Raw genomic sequence first — 16,353 nt, 5'->3', positions numbered from 1 at the left:
TCATGCTCAGCCGCATCGCCCACGTCCTGGTGCCCGTCTTCGGCCGTCTGTCGGTGACCACCGACCCGGGCGCCGATCTGGCGCCGGGCAGCATCATCGCCGCCAACCACACCTCGCTCGCCGACCCCGCCATCGTGATCGCCGCCCTGCACCGCCTCGGCGTCGAACCGGTCATCATGGCCACCGCCGGCCTCTGGCACGTTCCCCTCCTCGGCCGGTCCCTCGACCGCGAGGGCCACGTCCCCATACACCGCGGTGAGCGACGGGCCTCGGCCTCGCTCGACCTGGCCGCCCGGGCCCTGGAGCAGGGCAGGCACCTCCTCATCTACGCGGAGGGCGGCCTGCCCCGTCGCAAGGACGCCGCGGAAGCGGCCCCGGGCGACTTCCGCACCGGCCTGGTCCGCCTCGCCGAGCGCACTGGCGCCCCTGTCGTGCCCGTCGGCCAGGCCGGCGCCCGCCGCGTCACCTCAGGCAGCACGGTCAAACAGATTGCGGGCCTGGCGACAGCGCCGCTGCGCCGACCCGGGCTGCACGTCCACGTCGGCGCCCCGATCGCTCTGACCGGCGACCGCACCGTGCGTACGGCGCTGGCCCGCACCGCCGTGACCGACGCGTGGCGGACGGCGGCCTCGCAGCTCGCCGAACCCGCCGCACTCGCCGCATGACCCCGCTCGGCGAGGTTCCGCCCGGAGTCCGCCTACGGTGCCTTGCCCGAGCCCGCCGCACCCTCTCCCCCGCCAACACCGCGGTTCCGGCCCGCCTGCCGGCCCGGCGGTCTCGGCGGCGCTCGGACCGCCCGCGCACGCGCCGGGGAGCGCAACACCGCATCGCTCGCGCGGGGTTGTCACGCACGGGCGGTACGCGGATAGTGAAGGACCCGGGGCCTTGTCGCAGCCGCGAGCGACTCGTGGCCCAGAGTGAAACCTGCGGTCAGGAGCCACGGATGAAGCGCGTCGGATCCTTATTGACCTCGCTGGCCCTGGGCGCCGGCCTGCTGGTTGCCGGGGCGGGCCCCGCGGCAGCTGACGCGTACGACTGCCGCACCTGGTACAAATCCTCCACGACCGCTGCCGGTACGTGCGTCAGCGGTACCGGCGAGTTCCGCGTGTACACCAGGTGCGACCGGCCCTGGGCGCAGGACTACACCGTGTACGACCCCACGTGGCGTCGGGTCGGCGCCACCAGCACCGCCATCTGCTACAGCGGTGGCAAGCCGTACGGAGCGGGCATCCAGGTCCGCTAGGTTCTGTCTCTTTGGTCAGCGTCGGGTCCAGATGAGGATGCCGGCGAGGTGGAGTGCGGCCTGGTAGGCGATGGCGAGTTTGTCGGTTCGTGTGGCCAGGCCGCGCCACTGCTTGAGCCGGTTGATGCACCGCTCGACGGTGTTCCGCTGCTTGTAGACCTCACGGTCGAAGCCCGGTGGGCGGCCGCCTTGTCGGCCCCGCCGCAGGCGGTGGCCGATCTGGTCGGAAGGTTGCGGGATCACCGCCCGGATTCCCCGGCGCCGGAGGTGACTGCGGATGGCGCGGGAGGAGTACGCCCGGTCGGCCAGCACAGCGAGAGGCCGGGTTCGTGGCCTTCCAGGGCCGGTGCGGGGCACGCGGATGCGGGACATCACGGTCTTGAAGGCGGGTGCGTCACCAGCCTGACCTGCGGTGATGGTGAAAGCCAGAGGCCGTGCCCCACCGTCCGCGGCCAGGTGGACCTTCGTGCTCAGCCCGCCACGGGAGCGTCCGAGAGCGTGATCGGCGGGCTCACCGGAGCGAGCCGCCCCCTTTACGTGCCCCGGCGGCGTGCTGGTGGGCGCGGACGACCGTGGAGTCCACCGACACCGTCCAGTCGATGTCGTCGTCGGCGTCCGCCGCCGCCAGGACGGCGACGAGGATCATCTCCCAAGTGCCGTCGACGGCCCACCTGATCAGCCGTTTGTGGGCTGTCTGGAACGGGCCGAGCTCGCCGGGGAGATCCCGCCAGGGCGAGTTGGTGCGGTACTTCCACGCGATGGCCTCGAGTGTTCGGCGGTGGTCGGCCCACCGCCGGCCACGGACTGGATCGGCCGGCATCAGCGGCTCGATCCGGTCCCACATCGCATCAGTGATCACTAATCGGACAGACATATCCGATCAACTGACTTACCGTCCAAAGAGACACGCGCTAGCCCACTCACTCCGGCCGGGTTCATGCGGGCCCGGCTCGCCCGGTTCTCGGGGGCGGTCAGTTCGGGCGGGAGCCGGAAGGCGTTCTGCGCCGTTGCCAGCCAGCCGACGCACACCACCGAGCGGACGGTCGGGCCGAGCGGGGCAGCTCGTGGCGGTCACCGGGTCATCGCGGGTGGACCGAAAAGCGTTTCCCCTCCCTTGGGGCGGTCACCTACGCTGGCAGGAATCCTTACCGCCCCCTGTGGGCGTGCATGTCCTTCGAGGTGATGACGTATATCCCAGGCCCAGTAGCCGTTCTTCCCGGGCTCTGCCCGCGGACCCCCGCCTGTGCAGACAGGCGGTTCGTGCTGTCCGCTGTGAAGACGGTGTTCCCGATGGCCTGGGCTCCGTGACATTCTCCTGTGCGCAGTAGGCGTACACGGGCCTTGGCCTGCCCGTTCTCTCCCTACTGCGCTGAACAGGAACCCCTTCTCCGTGTCACGTGACACCCGTAACGCTTCCCCCCGCTCGGGCGCCGCCTCCGCCGGACCGCCTTCGCGGCGCGGCAGCCGGATCAAGCTGGCCGTGTTGCTGGCCGGCGAACTGATGGCGGTGCTGGACGCGTCAGTGGTCGACACTGCCCTGCCCACCATCCAAGCGGACATCGGTGCCTCGGCAGCCGGCCTCCAGTGGATCCATGCCGCCTACGCGCTCGTCCTCGGTGTCGGGCTGATCACCGGTGGCCGCCTCGGTGATCTCTACGGCCGCAAACGGACGTTTCTGCTGGGCGTCTTGGCCTTCACCGCGGCCTCCCTCCTGTGCGCCCTGGCCACCGGTCCGGCCTCTCTGATCGCGTCACGCGCCGTGCAGGGCGCCGGCGCGGCGGTGATGATCCCCCAGGTCCTGGCGTCGTTGCACGTCACTTTTTCCGGCAGCGCACGCGCCAGGGCGTTCGGCTTGTACGGGACCGTCATCTCCGTCGGCAGCGTCCTGGGGCCCGTTCTGGGCGGCGTCCTCACCCAGGCCGACGTCTTCGGCTCGAGCTGGCGCTCCATCTTCCTGATCAACGTCCCGCTCGGCATCGCCACGTTCCTGCTCGGCCGCAGGTACGTCGACGAGTCCCGCGACCGGCGGGGCCGGCACCCGGACCCGCTGCGCACGGCGCTCTCCGCGCTCGGCTTGTTGCTGGTCGCCTATCCCCTCAGCACGGGAGGTGCCCACGGTTGGCCGTGGTGGGCGTTCACGGCCATGGCCACGGGTGCAGCCGTGCTGGTGGGCCTGGTCGTCCGGCAGCGGGCCGAGAGCCGTGAGGGCGGCTCTCCGCTGGTGGTGCCGGCCCTCTTCTCGGGTCGGCCGTTCTCCGGAGGGATCGCCGCCCAGTTTGTCTTCGGCGTGTTGTCCGGCCTGTTCTTCATGTGCTGGACACTCTTCATGCAACAGGGCCTGGGCATGAGCCCGTCGCGGGCGGCGATCGGCTTCCTCCTTCTCTCCCTCGCCGAGATCGCAGGGGCCTGGCTGGCCATGGCCGTCATCGCCCGTCGGCAGCGTCACGTCCCCCAGTGTGGCGCGCTGATCGCCGCACTGGCGCTGGTCGCCTTCCGCCTGCTGGCCACCACTTACGGCACCGGCCTGTCGATGACCGCCATGGCCCTGCCCGTCCTGGCACTGGGTCTCGGTCTGGGCATGATCGGCGCTCCCCTCACCGACCTGACCATGGGCTCTGTGGAGGACGCGGACGCCGGATCGGCCTCCGGGCTGTTCAACACCGCCATCCACCTCGGCATCGCCCTCGGAGTCGTCTGCACCGGCGTGGTCTTCTTCTCCCACGACCAGAGCGCGACCGCCCGCGGCACCGACGTCGTCGACGCCTTCAGCTCCACACTCCCGTACGTGATCGGCGGCTTCCCGGCCATGTGGGCCCTGATGTTGCTCCTTCCCCGCCCTGTCTCCGCTCGCGCCCAGCGGGGCTGAACCTCCGGCCTCCGACCCCGGAGCGGCCGGCGGGCGCTTTCACCGTCGCCCGGCACCGCCCGGCACGGGGGACGCCGCCCGGCACGGGGGCGCCGTCAGCCGCCGCCCGGCCCTTCGGAACGGTTCCGGGAGCGGTACTGCTCCCGGAACCGTTCCGCGACCCGCCGTAGGTTCGCCGTGACCGGGCTCTCCTCATCCGCTGTCCTGCGCGGCTCCAGGTCACGCCTGTCCCGCTGGTAGCGCTGCCCTCCGGAAACAGCCGTTTCCCGCCACCGTTCCACCGACCACCACAGCCTGGTGTAGGGCGCGGCGCCGTGCACGGAGACCCCCAAGGTCCGCCACTGCTCGGGCGTGTAGCTCTTGACCCGCGCGGCTCTCTCCAGTTCGCGCAGCAGGCCGAGGCCCCCACTGGCCCATGCCACTGCTTACAGGACGGGGGCCATCGCGTCGGGAAGGGGCCGCCGCGATCGCCGACTCACATCTGCCCCCCGGCCCTTTGGGCCCGCCGCATCGCGGAAAACCCGGCGCGGACCCGCACACCGGTTCAGGCGTTCACCTGGCGCGGGGTGACGGCACGCCGGGGCGCGGCGTGATGGGCCGGCTTGTGCCCCGGGGTGGCTTGCAGGCGCCTCAACCACAGTGAGGCCGTGCCGAGCAGACCGGTGAAAACTGCCAGGAGGAGCACGCAGGCCCACATCTGCCGGCTCCAGGGATGGGTCCATCCCGTCCAGGCTGCGGCAACCGCCCACAGCAGGAACCCGGCGGTGTAGACGGTCCGGACCCGGCGCAGCTGCCGTACGGCCCGCAGGGACATCAAGTGTTCGGTCTTCGGTGCCATGTCCGGCCGTGTGCCCCGATAAGCCCGGCGGCATCCCCACCACGGGACCGTCGCAGAAAGGCTTTCGCTGAGGGTCCTCCCGCTCATTGCTCTTCGACTCAGGCGGTACGGAGTTCCTCGCCCGGCAGCGGGAGGCCGGGGGGCACGTAGCCGTCGCCGTCCTTGGGGTCTCCGGCGTGCAGGCCCGGGAGCAGTTGGTCGGGCAGGAGGACGACACGGGCCGTGTCGGACAGGCTGCGGGGCAGGTCGGCCGGGCCGATCCAGGAGTCGCCGTCCTCGATCCGGGGCTCTGCCTGTCGCGCGCCTACGACGTCGCACAGCAACACGATGTCCGCTGCGTCCACTGCGCACACTCCGACTTCCACGTTGACCTCGGGCAAGTCGCTCGTGGCGGTCTTGCGGTACCCGAAGTGCACCGCGTTTCCCCGCTCCGGGACCTGTGGATGCGGCCTGACCTGCCAGTCCGTGATCCTGATGGTGAGGGGGTACATGCGGTCCCCGCGTACCACGGTGACCTCCCCGGCTGCCGTACCGGGCTTGCGCTCCTGGGGATCCCTGCCCATGGTGGAGCAGCCGGTGAGGGACGTCGCTGCGCACGCGGCGATTGCGATCCGCACCGCCCCATCGACGTGGCGTCGGGTCTGCCGTTGCACTCTGGATTCTCCTTCGGCGCGCTGTCACGCAGGGAGTTCAGGCAGCTCGGTCGCTGCACGATCCGGCGGAGCCGGGTTCTAGACGGCTTGGTTTCCGGCAGCCTCCGCCTGTTGGAACGCCTCCTCGCAGGCGGGTGTGTCGTTCGTGGCCAGGAGCGTGAGACGTTCGCGCGCCCCGGGCCTCCTGTCGTGCACGACCATGAGCTGCCACGTGCCTTTGGTCCACGACACCGAGCTGGTGAAGGTGCTCTGACGGCGTGCGGTGAGCTGCCACTGCTGGTGGGTGAGACCGTCGGCGAGCGCGGTCAACCGGGCGTCGCTCCCCGCCTCGTAGGATTCCCAGGGGACCAGGCACCCGGGTAGGGCGAACGCTCGTGGTGGGGCGGCCGGCCCGAGCCCGGCAGTGGCGGTCGCGGCGTCCAAGTCCGCCGTGACCTGCTCGCTCGTGGGCCCCGGTCCGGAGTAGAGGGGCGGCTCCGTCGAGGCCGGCTCCGCCACCCATCCGGACGGTCGGGGGTCGGGAGCCAGCAGTGAACCGCCCACGATGAATCCCAGTCCGGCGACCACGACGGCGGCCGCCTTCAGCCTCTTTAGCCTCTTTCTGTTCGCGGCACCGTTCTCGGCCTCGGCACCGGCACCGCCCTCGGCACCGCGCCCGTTCTCCGCCGCAGCATCGGATTGCGGTGCAACGGCCGCAGCATCCGGCTGTGGTGCAATCGTGTTCCCGGTCCCGCTCATCTAAGCCCCTGCCCCGTTACGATGCCGCCCGTCCCCGTCGGGGTCGGCGCCCGTGGCAGGAGTCTCACATGCCGTGCCGTGCCGAGCACATGCGGGGGACCATCCACAAGCCCGCTTGTCCGTCGTTCCGAGTCCGGCCTACCGTGCCGTAATGGAGCTCTTCTCACGTTCTTGGACGGCGTTGCGCACAGCGGTGGCCGCATTGCCGGACGAGGACTTCGAGCGGCGGTCCGGCTGCGCCGGCTGGCTCGTGCGGGACCTGGTCTGCCACCTGGTCATCGACGCCCAGGACGTCCTGATCACCCTGGTCACGCCCGCCGAAACCGTACCGACCGCGGACGCGGTCACCTACTGGGACCTGCTCGACGGACCACCGACCGGCGAGGACCCCCTCGATGCGCTGGTCCCCCGCCTGGCCGCCGCATACGGCGAGCCGCGGTGGCTCAAGTTCCACCTCGACGACGTGGGTTCCGCCGCGGGCCGGGCTGCCCAACTCGCCGATCCCGCCCTTCGCGTCAGCACCCAGGACAAGGTGCTGACCGTCGGCGACTACCTGTCCGCGTACGTGCTCGAATGGACCTTGCACCACCTCGATCTGATCGCGCATCTGCCGTCGGCGGCCGAACCACCGGGTGAGACCCTCACCGCGGCCCGCGTGTTGCTGGAAGAGATCGCCGGGAACCCGTTCCCCGCCTCGTTCACCGACAAGGACGCCCTGCTGATCGGCACCGGCCGTCATGCGCCGTCCGACGCCGAGAAAGCCGCTCTGGGTGATCTCTGCGCACGGCTCCCGCTCATCCTCGGCTGACGGCGCCGTCGGAAGGTGCGGATCGGAACCGAGGACGGCGTTATGCCGCTATCGGTGATGCGGTGGGTGGGGCGGTGGAGGCGCGAGGGTGGCGATGCCGGGTGCCGTTTCCGGCCACACCAGCAGGACGGGACATGGGGCGTGGTCGACGATGAAGCGGCTGGCCGGCCCCAGGCTGCGTGGCCCGAGGTGACTGCGGTCACCGTCGCGGACCAGGACCAGCAGATCGGCGCCCTCGGCGGCGGCGACGACCTCCCGTTCAGGGCGGCCGGTGCGCTCGGTGCGGGTGCACGGGCGGCCCAGACGTTGCGCCGCTTGGGCGAGGAGCCGGTCGGCGGAGGCTGCCGCCAGCTTCTCCACCTGTGTGCCGGGGTCGCGTTCGAGGTGGCCACGGCCCAATAGGCCCGCAAAGGCACCGTGCGCAGCGCCCGGAACATCGGCCGGGGTGACGTGGAGCAGCACGACGTCCGCGTCCCCGGGTGCGTGGGTGCGGGCGGCATCGATGCCGGCGGGCCAGGTGCCCTCGGTGATCCAGATGATGACGTTCATGGCGGTCAGCCTCCGATCAGGGCCATCGAGGTCCACAGTGCCAGGACGGACAACAAGAGCGCGATGGGCACGGTGAACACGCCGAGTCGGGTGAACTCGCCCAGTTCGACCTCGCTGTCGTGCTCGTGGACGATGCGCCGCCACAGGAGGGTGGCCAGGGAGCCGGCGTAGGTGAGGTTGGGGCCGATGTTCACCCCCAACAACACGGCCAGCACTGCGGCCGGCCCGGACGGCGCGGTCAGCGGCAAGAGCACCAGTACGGCGGGCAGATTGTTGATGATGTTGGCCAGCACGGCGGCCGATGCGGCGATACCGATCAGGGCAGCGAGCCCGGTGCCGCCCGGGATCAGGTGGCCCAGTCCGGCGGCTAGCCCGTGGTCGACGACCGCGCGCACCACGATGCCCAGCGCCAGGACGAAGGCGAGGAACGGCACGGAAGCGGCGTGCAGGATCGCGGCGGGTGTGGTGCGGCGCTGGGCCAGCGCCCGCACGGCGAGCACGGCGGCGCCGGCGAAGGCCGCCCAGGCCGGGTCGACTCCCAGCGCGGAGGTCAGGACGAATCCGGCGAGCGTGCACGCGACGGTGACCAGGGCGAACACCGGCGGCTCGGGCGGCTGGGCAACGGCGGGAGCCTGGGCCCCGGCGTCCAGGTCGGCGGCGAAGAACCGGCGGAAGACCCCGTACTCGACCGCGATCGCCACCAGCCACGGCAGGGCCATCAAGGCGGCGAACCGCGTGAAGCTCAGCCCGCTGGCCGCGAACGCCAGCAGGTTCGTCAGATTGGAGACCGGCAACAGCAGCGAGGCGGTGTTCGACAAGTGGGTGCAGGCGTAGACGTGCGGTTTGGGCCTGGCGCCGAGCCGGGCGGCGGTGGCGAACACCACCGGCGTGAGCAGCACGATGGTGGCATCCAGACTGAGTACCGCGGTGATCACCGACGCGGCGGCGAACACGTGGAGCAGGAGCCGGTGCGGACGGCCTGCCGCGCTGCGGGCCATCCACGCTCCGCACGCCTGGAACAGGCCCTCTTGGTCGCACAAGTGGGCCAGGACCAGGACCGCCGCGAGGAAGCCGATCACCGGCCCGAGTCGCACTGCCTCGTCACGGGCGTGGTCCAGGGAGATCGCCCGGGTGGCGATGACCACGCCCGCGGCAGGGACGGCGACGACCGCCTCCGGCCAGCCGAACGGGCGGATGACGGCGCAGGCCAGCACCAGCAGGAGCAGAACGACGGAGACAGCCTCCGCCAACGAGGAGTTCACCCTCAGATCTTCTCCCAGGCGAGCGCCTTGACGAGGGTGGCGTGGTGTCCGAGAGCGAGGCCATTCGCGTGCAGCGGACCCGGGGCGACGAGGTGACGGACGCCGAGGGCTCGACCGGCACGATCCGAAAGAGACGGACTAGCCCGGGGGGATCGCCGCCTCGATGTGGGCCAGTTGCGCGGCGAGGAGGTCTAGGAACGCCTCTCGGCGCTCTGCTCCGAGGGGGCGGATGTCCCGGGCGAAGGAAGCCAGGGCGGGGAATCGTTCGGGATCGGCCCCCAGCACCGCCACGCGGAACAGCTCCATGCCTTGTTCGTGCTCCTCGGGGGTAACCGTGCCGGCACCGGCCTCCGACGCGATCAGTGCGGCGATGAGGACGGCGATCCGGTGGTAGCCGACCGGGATCTCCTCCTCGGGGAGACCGGACGCGCGCAGCGCTTGGAGCACCTCTTCCATGACCAGCCTGGATCCCGTACCGCTCGACGCGTACCGCCCCCAGACCGCGGCGAGTTGGGGCTGCTGCCCGAAGGCGCCCCTCATGCGCAGGGCCAGGGCGGTGATGCGCTGCTTCCAGTCACCTTCGGCACGGTAGCCGTCCATGGCGGCCAGGAGGATGCGGTCGGCAACCGCGCGCAGCAGTTCGGTCTTGGTGCGGAAGTGCCGGTAGAGGCTGGAGGAATCGGTCCCCAGGGTCGCGGCCAGTTTGCGCACGCTGAACGAATCCGCATCGCCCGTGCGCAGCAGCTCCGCCGCCGCATCAAGGATCTCTTCGGTGGACCAACGCCTTCGGCCTGCCATTTTTCTCCTCTCGCCGGAGACCAGCATACCGATGCACTTGGTGTTGCACGCACCGCGTGCATAATGAGGCATGGGGGTGTCGACGGGCCGGGCACGAGGCGTGCCGACCCGCCACCCCGTGCCCTGTCATCCCGGACGAGCGACCGCAGAACGCTCACACCGGGGAATCCCGAAAGGACGCATGCCGTGAAGAACGCACTTGACCACGCGGCGCTGGAACGGGCCGTCCAAGACGTCCACCACGCGGGAATGCCGGGACTTTTCGCCGAGGTGCGGGACGGGGACCAAGTGTGGCGAGGCGCCGCCGGGTTCGCCGACCTCGCCACCGGCAGCCCCGTCACCCCCGACATGCGCCACCGCGTCGGCAGCATCACCAAGACCTTCACCGCCGCCGCCGTGCTCCAGCAGGTCGAGAGCCGTCGGATCGCACTCGACGCGCCGATCGGCCGGTACCTACCGGAGCACGCTCCCGCCGGGGGAAGGGGGGAGGCGATCACGGTCCGGATGCTGCTCAACCACACGAGCGGCCTCGCGGAGTACCTCCCCTACGCCTACCCCTCCCTCAAGGGGTACCCCGTCCTCTCCGAAACCGGCCCCAGCAGCCTGGACGAGCACCGGTTCACGCGGTTCGACCCCATCGAACTGATCGAGAAGGGAGTCAACGCCCCTGCCGTCGGTGCCCCCGGCACAACACCCGGGGTGTACTCCAACACCAACTACCTCCTCCTCGTCCGGCTCTTGGAGGAGGTGACCGGCAGCACGGCCGAGCGGTACATCACCCGCTGCGTCATCGAACGCGCCGGTCTCCGCGAAACCGAACTGCCTTCCGGACCGTACGTGAACGGGCCGCATTCACGGCTCTACGAGGCATGGTCCGGCATGATCGACCCACCTCGCGACTACAGCGTCTACGACATGTCATGGGTGGGCCCCTCAGCCTCCCTGATATCCACCGCCTCCGACCTGAACCGCTTCTACGGCATGCTCCTGGCCGGGCAGATCGTCAGTCCGTCGTCCTTGGTCGAGATGCAACGCACCGTCCCGGTCGTCTCACAGGAGGGCAAGACGATCGACTACGGCCTCGGGCTGCACCCCATGACAGCTCCGGGCCAGGGCACCTTCTGGGGGCACGGCGGCACGGTCTGGGGCGGCGGAACGCTCGCCATGACCCGCGCCGACGGCACACGCCAGATGGCGGTCGCGGTGAACCTGCAGAGGTGGAACGGGCTGGACTCCTCCGGCAGGCCAGAGCCCCACCCCATCGACGAGGCGCTCGCCCACCTCTACCGCCTGGCGATGTACGGCTGAGCGGGACCAGGGCGGCGCCCCGGCGGCCCGGCGCCAGGGGCACTAACTGTCCCTGAGCGCCGACCGGCACTTCTCCATCGCGCTGCTGCTGCCCCGGCTACGCGTGGGCTCCGACAACTTTTCGCAGGCCGCGCGAGCCCATGTGTCCCCCAGTCGGGGGCTGTCACATCACGCCGACCTGGTGGCCGTCACCTTCAGGTATCCGTGGGCTCCTGATCGGGCTGTTCTTGCTCCTGCGCCCAGATGGCCGCCCATTCGTCGAGCGGACGGAGGGCGTGACCGAGCGCTGTCCCCAGTCGAGTGAGCTCGTAGCCGTCGGCCGAAGGAGCGATGATCCCGCTCGATACGAGTTCGCGTAGCCGCTGGTAGAGGACGCTTGACGACAGGCCTTCGCACCGTGCCAGCAGCGCGCGGGCGCCGAGCGGGCCCGAACGGAGCTCCCAGAGAATTCGCAGCGCCCACCGGCGGCCGAACAGGTCCATCGCGGCCATGATCGGACGGCCGGTCGTCGATCCACGAACTGGCGTGCCTGGACGCGGCGTTGACATACGCCTCCTTGTGTTTCGCTATTCGAAACACTAACATCCCCTCCAGCGTTTCTATTTTCGAAACGAACTCGACGGGAGAGGCGATGCCGCGGATAGCCCTGGTGGAACCGCCGTACACCGACCAGGTCGGCGCACTGCTCGCGCGCATGATGCCCGGAGAGGCCCCACCCATCGGGTTGTTCCGGATGTTCGCCAGAAACCTCCCGATGGCCGGCGCCATGCACGGGTGGGGTCGCTACGAGTTGAGTCGGCAGCTGACGCTGACCATGCGGGAACGCGAGATCGTCATCGACCGGACGTGCGCGCTGTGCGGCTGCGAGTACGAGTGGGGCGTGCACATGTCGACGTTCGCCGAGCGCGTCGGCCTCACCCACGAGCAGGCGACTTCGCTGGTGCACGGCGGTCCCGCCGACGAGTGCTGGACATCCGAGCCGGAACGGCTGCTCATTCTCGCTGTCGACATGCTGCATGAGCGTTCCGACGTCGACGACGCATTGTGGGCACGGCTTGCCTCGGTCTTCGACGAGCCCCAACTGCTCGACCTGTTCCTGCTGTGCGGGTGGTATCACGCCGTCAGCTTCGCCGCCCGCGCCGCTCGCATACCGCACGAGCCCGGCGCACCACGCTTCGCCGACTTCCCGCCCCGCCCTCGATGACTCGCCCTACCCGGCCTGCCCATACAAAATTTCGAAGTCGGACGTGTCCGGCCGAACACAGGAGGTTTCCATGGCCAAGAGCTACTGGGTCAGTGTCTACCGCGCCATATCCGACCCTGAGAGGCTGACTGCCTACGACAAGCTGGCCGGTCCGGCCGTCCGGGCTGGGGGCGGGCGGCTCCTGTCCCGTGGCAGTCGAGTCGTCGCCCACGAGGCCGGAAACACGCACCGCGTCATTCTGATCGAGTTCGACAGCTTCGAACAGGCCGTCGCGGCATACGAGAGCGAGGCATACCAGAAGGCGCTGGTTGTCCTCTCCGACGCCGTCGAGCGCGACTTCCGCATCATCGAAGGCATCGACTGACCGACGGGCTCAGCCATCACTGAGCGTCCGTCACCTGATACGCCAATGGACGACGGCCATGGCGCACTCCCCAGTACGTCGCTGTTCGCCCGGTGGGCGCCCACAGGGTGGAGCGGAGCCGTCCGGTCGATCACCGTCAGTACGGTCGCGGACCTCCACGGGGCAGGGGTGACCACGAGGCCGCCCGTTGGGGCGCCGAACGGAGCGAAAGCCGCGTTGGCAGGGATCCGGGGGCACGGATCCGTCTGTCCGGCCGGCGCATCAGCGGCCGGCCCTGACCCCGGACAATGACTCCGTGCAGCACATCGAGTTCTTCACCTACACCTCCGCCCGCCTGTGGGGCATCCGCATCGACGGCTCCGACCTCCGCGTCCACGCCGCCGATGCCACGCGGCCACTGTGGCTGTAGGAGAAGAGCGCCTACAGGAGGACGCCCGAGGACGCGGAGGACTTCCTGCTCCGCCAGTACGCCGGATTGGCAGAGTCCGACCTGGGTGACGCCGCATCCCACTTCCTCGGCAACGCCACCCCGGGGCTCCGCCACGCACCGACGGACGCCACCGCGGTGCTGGGCTGTCCCTGCGGTATCTGGGACTGCTGGCCCCTGTTCACCCGCATCACCGCCACGCCCGAGACCGTCACGTGGTCCGCATTCCACCAACCCCACCGCCCGGCCTGGGGAGAACTCGCCATCGGGCCGTTCGCCTTCCCCCGACCCGTCTACGAGAACGCGCTCACGCACGTCGCCCACCTCGCCGAGGACCCCCTCAAGACCCTGCCCCCACCCGACGCCCCCAGCCGAGTAGCCGCCACGGCCTGAGCCGGAGGGCGAGGATCTGCCCAGTGCATCTTGACCGGCCAATAGTTAGCTGCCATATTAAATCTCATGAGTGACGAGGACGCGACGGCCGGCGCTACACCCACGCTCGATCAGGCACGGAAGCAGATCGCGCGGTACGGGCTGGACGCCGATCCGCAGGCGGTACTCGTCGCCGTGCGCCTGATGGCGGCCGGGGCGCGCCTGGACCGGGCGTCAGAAGTGCACTTCTCACGTTCCGGGCTGTCGACCGGGCGCTACCGCCTGCTGGTGGACCTGGAGGACAACGACGGAGAGAAGTCGCCGTCGCACCTCGCGAGGAGCCTTGGCGTCTCGCGCGCTACGGTGACCGGCCTTGTCAGCGGACTGGAGCGCGAGGGCCTGGTGGCTCGGCGCGCCTCCACCGAGGACGGGCGGGGCGCGGTGGTGGTCCTCACCGCGCGCGGCGCCCAGCGGCTGCGCGACATGGCCGCGGACCACTTCGCTCGACTTGAGGCACTGGTCGACGGATTGAGCGTCGACGAGCGGGGGCTGTTCCTGGACCTCCTGGAGCGGATTACCCGGCGGATCGGTGCACTGACCGCCGACTAGGACCCCGGCTTTCCGCAAGAAACAGTCGCCGTGGCCAAGTGACGCACTCAGCCGCACCCAAATAGTTAGCCACCTAATTATCTCGAGGAGACTTGTGAGCCCTCCCCATGGAATCTCTGTACCTGGTTCCGCCACGCGCCCCTTCGCCCTCCGGAAGGAAGTCGCAGCCGCCTACCTGGCCCCCGCCCTCACCGCCGGGCTCGGCGGAGTCCTCACCGGGCAGCCCGAACTCACCATGGCCGCCGTCACCTCCATCGGGGCCACGTCCGCCCTCGTGGCGTGCGTCGTCGGCGCGTGGCTGCACCGGCGTGGCCGGCCACGCCGCTGGACGACCTCGGCACCGCGACTGGCGCTCGCCCTCGGACTCGCCGTTGCGGCGGCCGCAGTCGCCGGCCTGCTCGGGTGGTTCACTTCCCAGTGGCTGCCGTCGCACACGCCGGTGCCCGACGCCGGATGGCTGGAGCGCTTGCGGATCGACCTGCCGCTCTCGGCCGCACTGGCCGCCACCATCGTCACCTGGCGGTGGCACGGTGCGACCTCCCGGCAACAGACGTGACCCGGCCCTCCCCACCCGTCCGACAGACCTCTCGACCGTGAAGGGCTCACTGTGATCACCATCATGGGCGCAACCGGCGCCACCGGCGGCGCGCTGCTCCGCCGGCTGACCGAACTCGACGTCCCCTGCCGGGCCATCAGCCGTACTCCCGACGCACTGCGCGACGCCACTGGCGCAAGAACCTCGGTCGAGATCGTCGGGGCGGACGCCGCAGATCCCCGTACGCTCCGCGCCGCCCTCCAAGGATCCACGCAGCTGTTCCTCGCCATGGCCAACAGCCCGCGTCAAGTCGAGCTGGAGACCAACGCCGTGGACGCCGCGGCCCTGTGCGGGGTACAGCACGTAGTCAAACTCTCCGCTCCGGCTGCCGAGCCCGCCTCACCAGTGGCCATCTCGCGCGGACACGTGCGAGTTGAGGAACACCTGGCGGCGACCGGCATGACGGCTACGTTGCTCCGACCGTACGCCTTCATGCACAAGCTGCTCCTGAACGCCCCGTCGGTCGCCCAGGGCGTGCTCATCGGGGCGATGCGCGACGCGCCCTGCAACTACGTCGACGTCCGGGACATCGCCGACGTGGCCGCCGAGACCCTTCTCGTTCCCGGCCTCGCCGGTGCCACGTACACCCTGACCGGCCCGCAGGCCTTCAGCCATTCCGAACTCGCCCGCCTACTCGGCGAGCTGACCGGTCGCCCCGTCCGTCACATCGACCTGCCACCACACGAGTTCCACAGCCATCTGCTGTCGACCGCACACATGCCACCCTGGCTCGCGAGCCACGTCGTCGAGATCCAGCGACTGGCCACGGAGCGTCCGGAATCCCCCAACGACACCATCGAGACCCTCCTCGGCCGCCCCGCCAGGACGCTCCACGCCTTCCTTCGCGAGCACCTGCCCGCGTTCACCGCCACCACCTGACCGACAGCTCGACGACCCGGTCCGGACCCTCCGCCTTCTCGCTGATCCTCCGGCTCAGCGGGAGTGGCGTTTCCGGTGAGCCTTCCGGTGTGCACGCACCCACGCGACGTCGGTTTCCTGCCAGCGCATAACCGTGCACCGATCCAGCATGGGCGCATGACCAAATACACCGTGTTCCCTGTGGACACAGCCGCCCTCAAGGAACTTCGAGTCGCCGACGACGCGGGCCGTCCCTGCGCCCCCTACCACGCGACCCGCGTCGACGCGGGCTCCCCCCTGCGCTGCTGCCTGCTCCCCATCACGCTCGGCGAGCGGATCGCCCTTGTTTCCTACGCCCCGTTGCGCCGCTGGGCCGCCGCGACGGGGGCAGATCCGGGCGCTTACGACGAACAGGGCCCCGTCTTCATCCACGCCGATGACTGCGGCGGGTTCACCCCTGGCGAGCACTACCCCTTCGCTCGACCGGGCGCTCTGCGTACCGTGCGCCGCTACGACGCCCGGGGTCACATCGCAGGTGGCCGCCTTCTGGAGATTCCGGCCGACGCCACCGCCGGCTTCGATGCGGCCTTCGACGATGCGTTCGACGACCCGGACGTGGTGCTCGTGCACGTCAGGGCACTGGAATACGGATGCTTCCACTTCGAGGTACGACGGACCTCCGCCGAGGAGCAATAGCCGCCTTGCCACCCGGTTGATCGCAACGCGGAGAGCAGACGGCCGGACCCCTGCGAAGGTCCGGCGGGCGCGTCGCGGTGTGGCGGTTCGGCGTGCCGCAGGCACAGGGTTTCGAGATCAGGCGGCCGTCCGATCGCCGCCGCGCCGGGCCCGCCGGACCTTCGC

The 16,353-nt window shown here is 70.2% G+C and carries 21 protein-coding genes; 12 read left to right on the top strand and 9 right to left on the bottom strand.

The window, feature by feature from the left end:
• Positions 1-2: 2 nt before the first annotated feature.
• Together OG861_RS30540 and OG861_RS30535 are read left to right on the top strand one after the other, a co-directional pair.
• A complete protein-coding gene (locus OG861_RS30540) occupies positions 3-665 on the top strand; it encodes a lysophospholipid acyltransferase family protein (protein ID WP_329191986.1) in 663 nt (220 codons plus the stop codon).
• Positions 666-964: 299 nt separating this feature from the next.
• Positions 965-1,243, top strand: a complete 279-nt coding sequence (locus OG861_RS30535; RefSeq protein ID WP_329191988.1) for a hypothetical protein — start codon at positions 965-967, stop codon at positions 1,241-1,243.
• 15 nt (positions 1,244-1,258) lie between these two features.
• Here the strand turns inward: OG861_RS30535 and OG861_RS30530 are convergent.
• Positions 1,259-2,117, bottom strand: a protein-coding gene (locus OG861_RS30530; RefSeq protein ID WP_443064466.1) for an IS5 family transposase whose coding sequence is annotated in 2 segments (ribosomal slippage) — positions 1,259-1,775 and positions 1,774-2,117 — 861 coding nt in all. Because the reading frame shifts where the segments join, the coding sequence is not laid out codon by codon here.
• A gap of 516 nt (positions 2,118-2,633) precedes the next feature.
• Between OG861_RS30530 and OG861_RS30525 the strand changes: the two genes are divergently transcribed.
• Positions 2,634-4,109, top strand: coding sequence for an MFS transporter (locus OG861_RS30525; RefSeq protein WP_329191992.1), 1,476 nt, complete (start codon positions 2,634-2,636; stop codon positions 4,107-4,109).
• Positions 4,110-4,204: 95 nt separating this feature from the next.
• Here OG861_RS30525 and OG861_RS30520 read toward each other — a convergent pair whose 3' ends face one another.
• The 4 genes from OG861_RS30520 to OG861_RS30505 all read right to left on the bottom strand — a co-directional run bounded on the left by OG861_RS30520 (position 4,205) and on the right by OG861_RS30505 (position 6,167).
• Positions 4,205-4,531 (bottom strand): hypothetical protein, encoded by a 327-nt coding sequence (locus tag OG861_RS30520; protein ID WP_329191994.1) that lies wholly within the window; start codon positions 4,529-4,531, stop codon positions 4,205-4,207.
• Between the two features lie 122 nt (positions 4,532-4,653).
• Entirely contained in the window at positions 4,654-4,947 is a 294-nt protein-coding gene (locus OG861_RS30515) for a hypothetical protein (protein WP_329191996.1), read from the bottom strand.
• 98 nt (positions 4,948-5,045) lie between these two features.
• Complete coding sequence (locus tag OG861_RS30510) at positions 5,046-5,600, bottom strand: hypothetical protein (RefSeq protein ID WP_330261919.1); 555 nt, start codon at positions 5,598-5,600, stop codon at positions 5,046-5,048.
• A 78-nt stretch (positions 5,601-5,678) separates the two neighbouring features.
• Entirely contained in the window at positions 5,679-6,167 is a 489-nt protein-coding gene (locus tag OG861_RS30505) for a hypothetical protein (RefSeq protein ID WP_329192001.1), read from the bottom strand.
• 322 nt (positions 6,168-6,489) lie between these two features.
• On the opposite strand from OG861_RS30505, the gene OG861_RS30500 reads away from it, so the two are divergent.
• The gene (locus OG861_RS30500; RefSeq protein WP_329192003.1) at positions 6,490-7,146 is read left to right on the top strand and encodes a maleylpyruvate isomerase N-terminal domain-containing protein; all 657 of its coding nucleotides are present in this window, start codon (positions 6,490-6,492) and stop codon (positions 7,144-7,146) included.
• Positions 7,147-7,194: 48 nt separating this feature from the next.
• Here the strand turns inward: OG861_RS30500 and OG861_RS30495 are convergent, their stop codons facing one another.
• The 3 genes from OG861_RS30495 to OG861_RS30485 all read right to left on the bottom strand — a co-directional run bounded on the left by OG861_RS30495 (position 7,195) and on the right by OG861_RS30485 (position 9,755).
• Positions 7,195-7,695: a universal stress protein gene (locus OG861_RS30495; protein WP_329192005.1), complete on the bottom strand. Its 501-nt coding sequence runs from the start codon at positions 7,693-7,695 to the stop codon at positions 7,195-7,197.
• A 5-nt stretch (positions 7,696-7,700) separates the two neighbouring features.
• A complete protein-coding gene (locus OG861_RS30490; protein WP_329192007.1) occupies positions 7,701-8,957 on the bottom strand; it encodes an SLC13 family permease in 1,257 nt (418 codons plus the stop codon).
• Positions 8,958-9,095: 138 nt separating this feature from the next.
• Positions 9,096-9,755 carry a TetR/AcrR family transcriptional regulator gene (locus OG861_RS30485; RefSeq protein WP_329192009.1) on the bottom strand — a complete coding sequence of 220 codons (660 nt, stop codon included), beginning with the start codon at positions 9,753-9,755 and terminating at the stop codon, positions 9,096-9,098.
• Positions 9,756-9,941: 186 nt separating this feature from the next.
• On the opposite strand from OG861_RS30485, the gene OG861_RS30480 reads away from it, so the two are divergent.
• On the top strand, positions 9,942-11,063 hold the full coding sequence (locus tag OG861_RS30480) for a serine hydrolase domain-containing protein (protein WP_330261918.1): 1,122 nt from the start codon (positions 9,942-9,944) through the stop codon (positions 11,061-11,063).
• A 194-nt stretch (positions 11,064-11,257) separates the two neighbouring features.
• Here OG861_RS30480 and OG861_RS30475 read toward each other — a convergent pair whose 3' ends face one another.
• A complete protein-coding gene (locus OG861_RS30475; RefSeq protein WP_329192013.1) occupies positions 11,258-11,554 on the bottom strand; it encodes a winged helix-turn-helix transcriptional regulator in 297 nt (98 codons plus the stop codon).
• A gap of 140 nt (positions 11,555-11,694) precedes the next feature.
• Between OG861_RS30475 and OG861_RS30470 the strand changes: the two genes are divergently transcribed.
• The 7 genes from OG861_RS30470 to OG861_RS30440 all read left to right on the top strand — a co-directional run bounded on the left by OG861_RS30470 (position 11,695) and on the right by OG861_RS30440 (position 16,188).
• Positions 11,695-12,267, top strand: coding sequence for a carboxymuconolactone decarboxylase family protein (locus OG861_RS30470; RefSeq protein WP_329192014.1), 573 nt, complete (start codon positions 11,695-11,697; stop codon positions 12,265-12,267).
• A gap of 70 nt (positions 12,268-12,337) precedes the next feature.
• Entirely contained in the window at positions 12,338-12,631 is a 294-nt protein-coding gene (locus tag OG861_RS30465; RefSeq protein WP_329192015.1) for a DUF1330 domain-containing protein, read from the top strand.
• 475 nt (positions 12,632-13,106) lie between these two features.
• A complete protein-coding gene (locus OG861_RS30460) occupies positions 13,107-13,451 on the top strand; it encodes a hypothetical protein (RefSeq protein WP_329192017.1) in 345 nt (114 codons plus the stop codon).
• Positions 13,452-13,517: 66 nt separating this feature from the next.
• Positions 13,518-14,039 (top strand): MarR family winged helix-turn-helix transcriptional regulator, encoded by a 522-nt coding sequence (locus OG861_RS30455; protein WP_329192019.1) that lies wholly within the window; start codon positions 13,518-13,520, stop codon positions 14,037-14,039.
• 94 nt (positions 14,040-14,133) lie between these two features.
• The gene (locus OG861_RS30450) at positions 14,134-14,595 is read left to right on the top strand and encodes a hypothetical protein (RefSeq protein ID WP_329192020.1); all 462 of its coding nucleotides are present in this window, start codon (positions 14,134-14,136) and stop codon (positions 14,593-14,595) included.
• Between the two features lie 63 nt (positions 14,596-14,658).
• The gene (locus OG861_RS30445) at positions 14,659-15,513 is read left to right on the top strand and encodes an NmrA family NAD(P)-binding protein (RefSeq protein ID WP_329192022.1); all 855 of its coding nucleotides are present in this window, start codon (positions 14,659-14,661) and stop codon (positions 15,511-15,513) included.
• A gap of 156 nt (positions 15,514-15,669) precedes the next feature.
• Entirely contained in the window at positions 15,670-16,188 is a 519-nt protein-coding gene (locus OG861_RS30440) for a DUF1203 domain-containing protein (protein ID WP_329192023.1), read from the top strand.
• Positions 16,189-16,353: the final 165 nt, after the last annotated feature.

Origin of the sequence: Streptomyces sp. NBC_00539 (assembly GCF_036346105.1) — a bacterium.
GTDB lineage: Bacteria > Actinomycetota > Actinomycetes > Streptomycetales > Streptomycetaceae > Streptomyces.
This window is presented reverse-complemented; position numbering and strand designations above follow the sequence as displayed.

Coding starts and splice junctions, on each gene's coding strand:
- OG861_RS30540 (WP_329191986.1), top strand. CDS start 3: ATGCTCAGCCGCATCGCCCACGTCCTGGTGCCCGTCTTCGGCCGTCTG.
- OG861_RS30515 (WP_329191996.1), bottom strand. CDS start 4,947: ATGGCACCGAAGACCGAACACTTGATGTCCCTGCGGGCCGTACGGCAG.
- OG861_RS30500 (WP_329192003.1), top strand. CDS start 6,490: ATGGAGCTCTTCTCACGTTCTTGGACGGCGTTGCGCACAGCGGTGGCC.
- OG861_RS30495 (WP_329192005.1), bottom strand. CDS start 7,695: ATGAACGTCATCATCTGGATCACCGAGGGCACCTGGCCCGCCGGCATC.
- OG861_RS30485 (WP_329192009.1), bottom strand. CDS start 9,755: ATGGCAGGCCGAAGGCGTTGGTCCACCGAAGAGATCCTTGATGCGGCG.
- OG861_RS30475 (WP_329192013.1), bottom strand. CDS start 11,554: ATGGCCGCGATGGACCTGTTCGGCCGCCGGTGGGCGCTGCGAATTCTC.
- OG861_RS30470 (WP_329192014.1), top strand. CDS start 11,695: ATGCCGCGGATAGCCCTGGTGGAACCGCCGTACACCGACCAGGTCGGC.
- OG861_RS30465 (WP_329192015.1), top strand. CDS start 12,338: ATGGCCAAGAGCTACTGGGTCAGTGTCTACCGCGCCATATCCGACCCT.
- OG861_RS30455 (WP_329192019.1), top strand. CDS start 13,518: ATGAGTGACGAGGACGCGACGGCCGGCGCTACACCCACGCTCGATCAG.
- OG861_RS30445 (WP_329192022.1), top strand. CDS start 14,659: ATGGGCGCAACCGGCGCCACCGGCGGCGCGCTGCTCCGCCGGCTGACC.
- OG861_RS30440 (WP_329192023.1), top strand. CDS start 15,670: ATGACCAAATACACCGTGTTCCCTGTGGACACAGCCGCCCTCAAGGAA.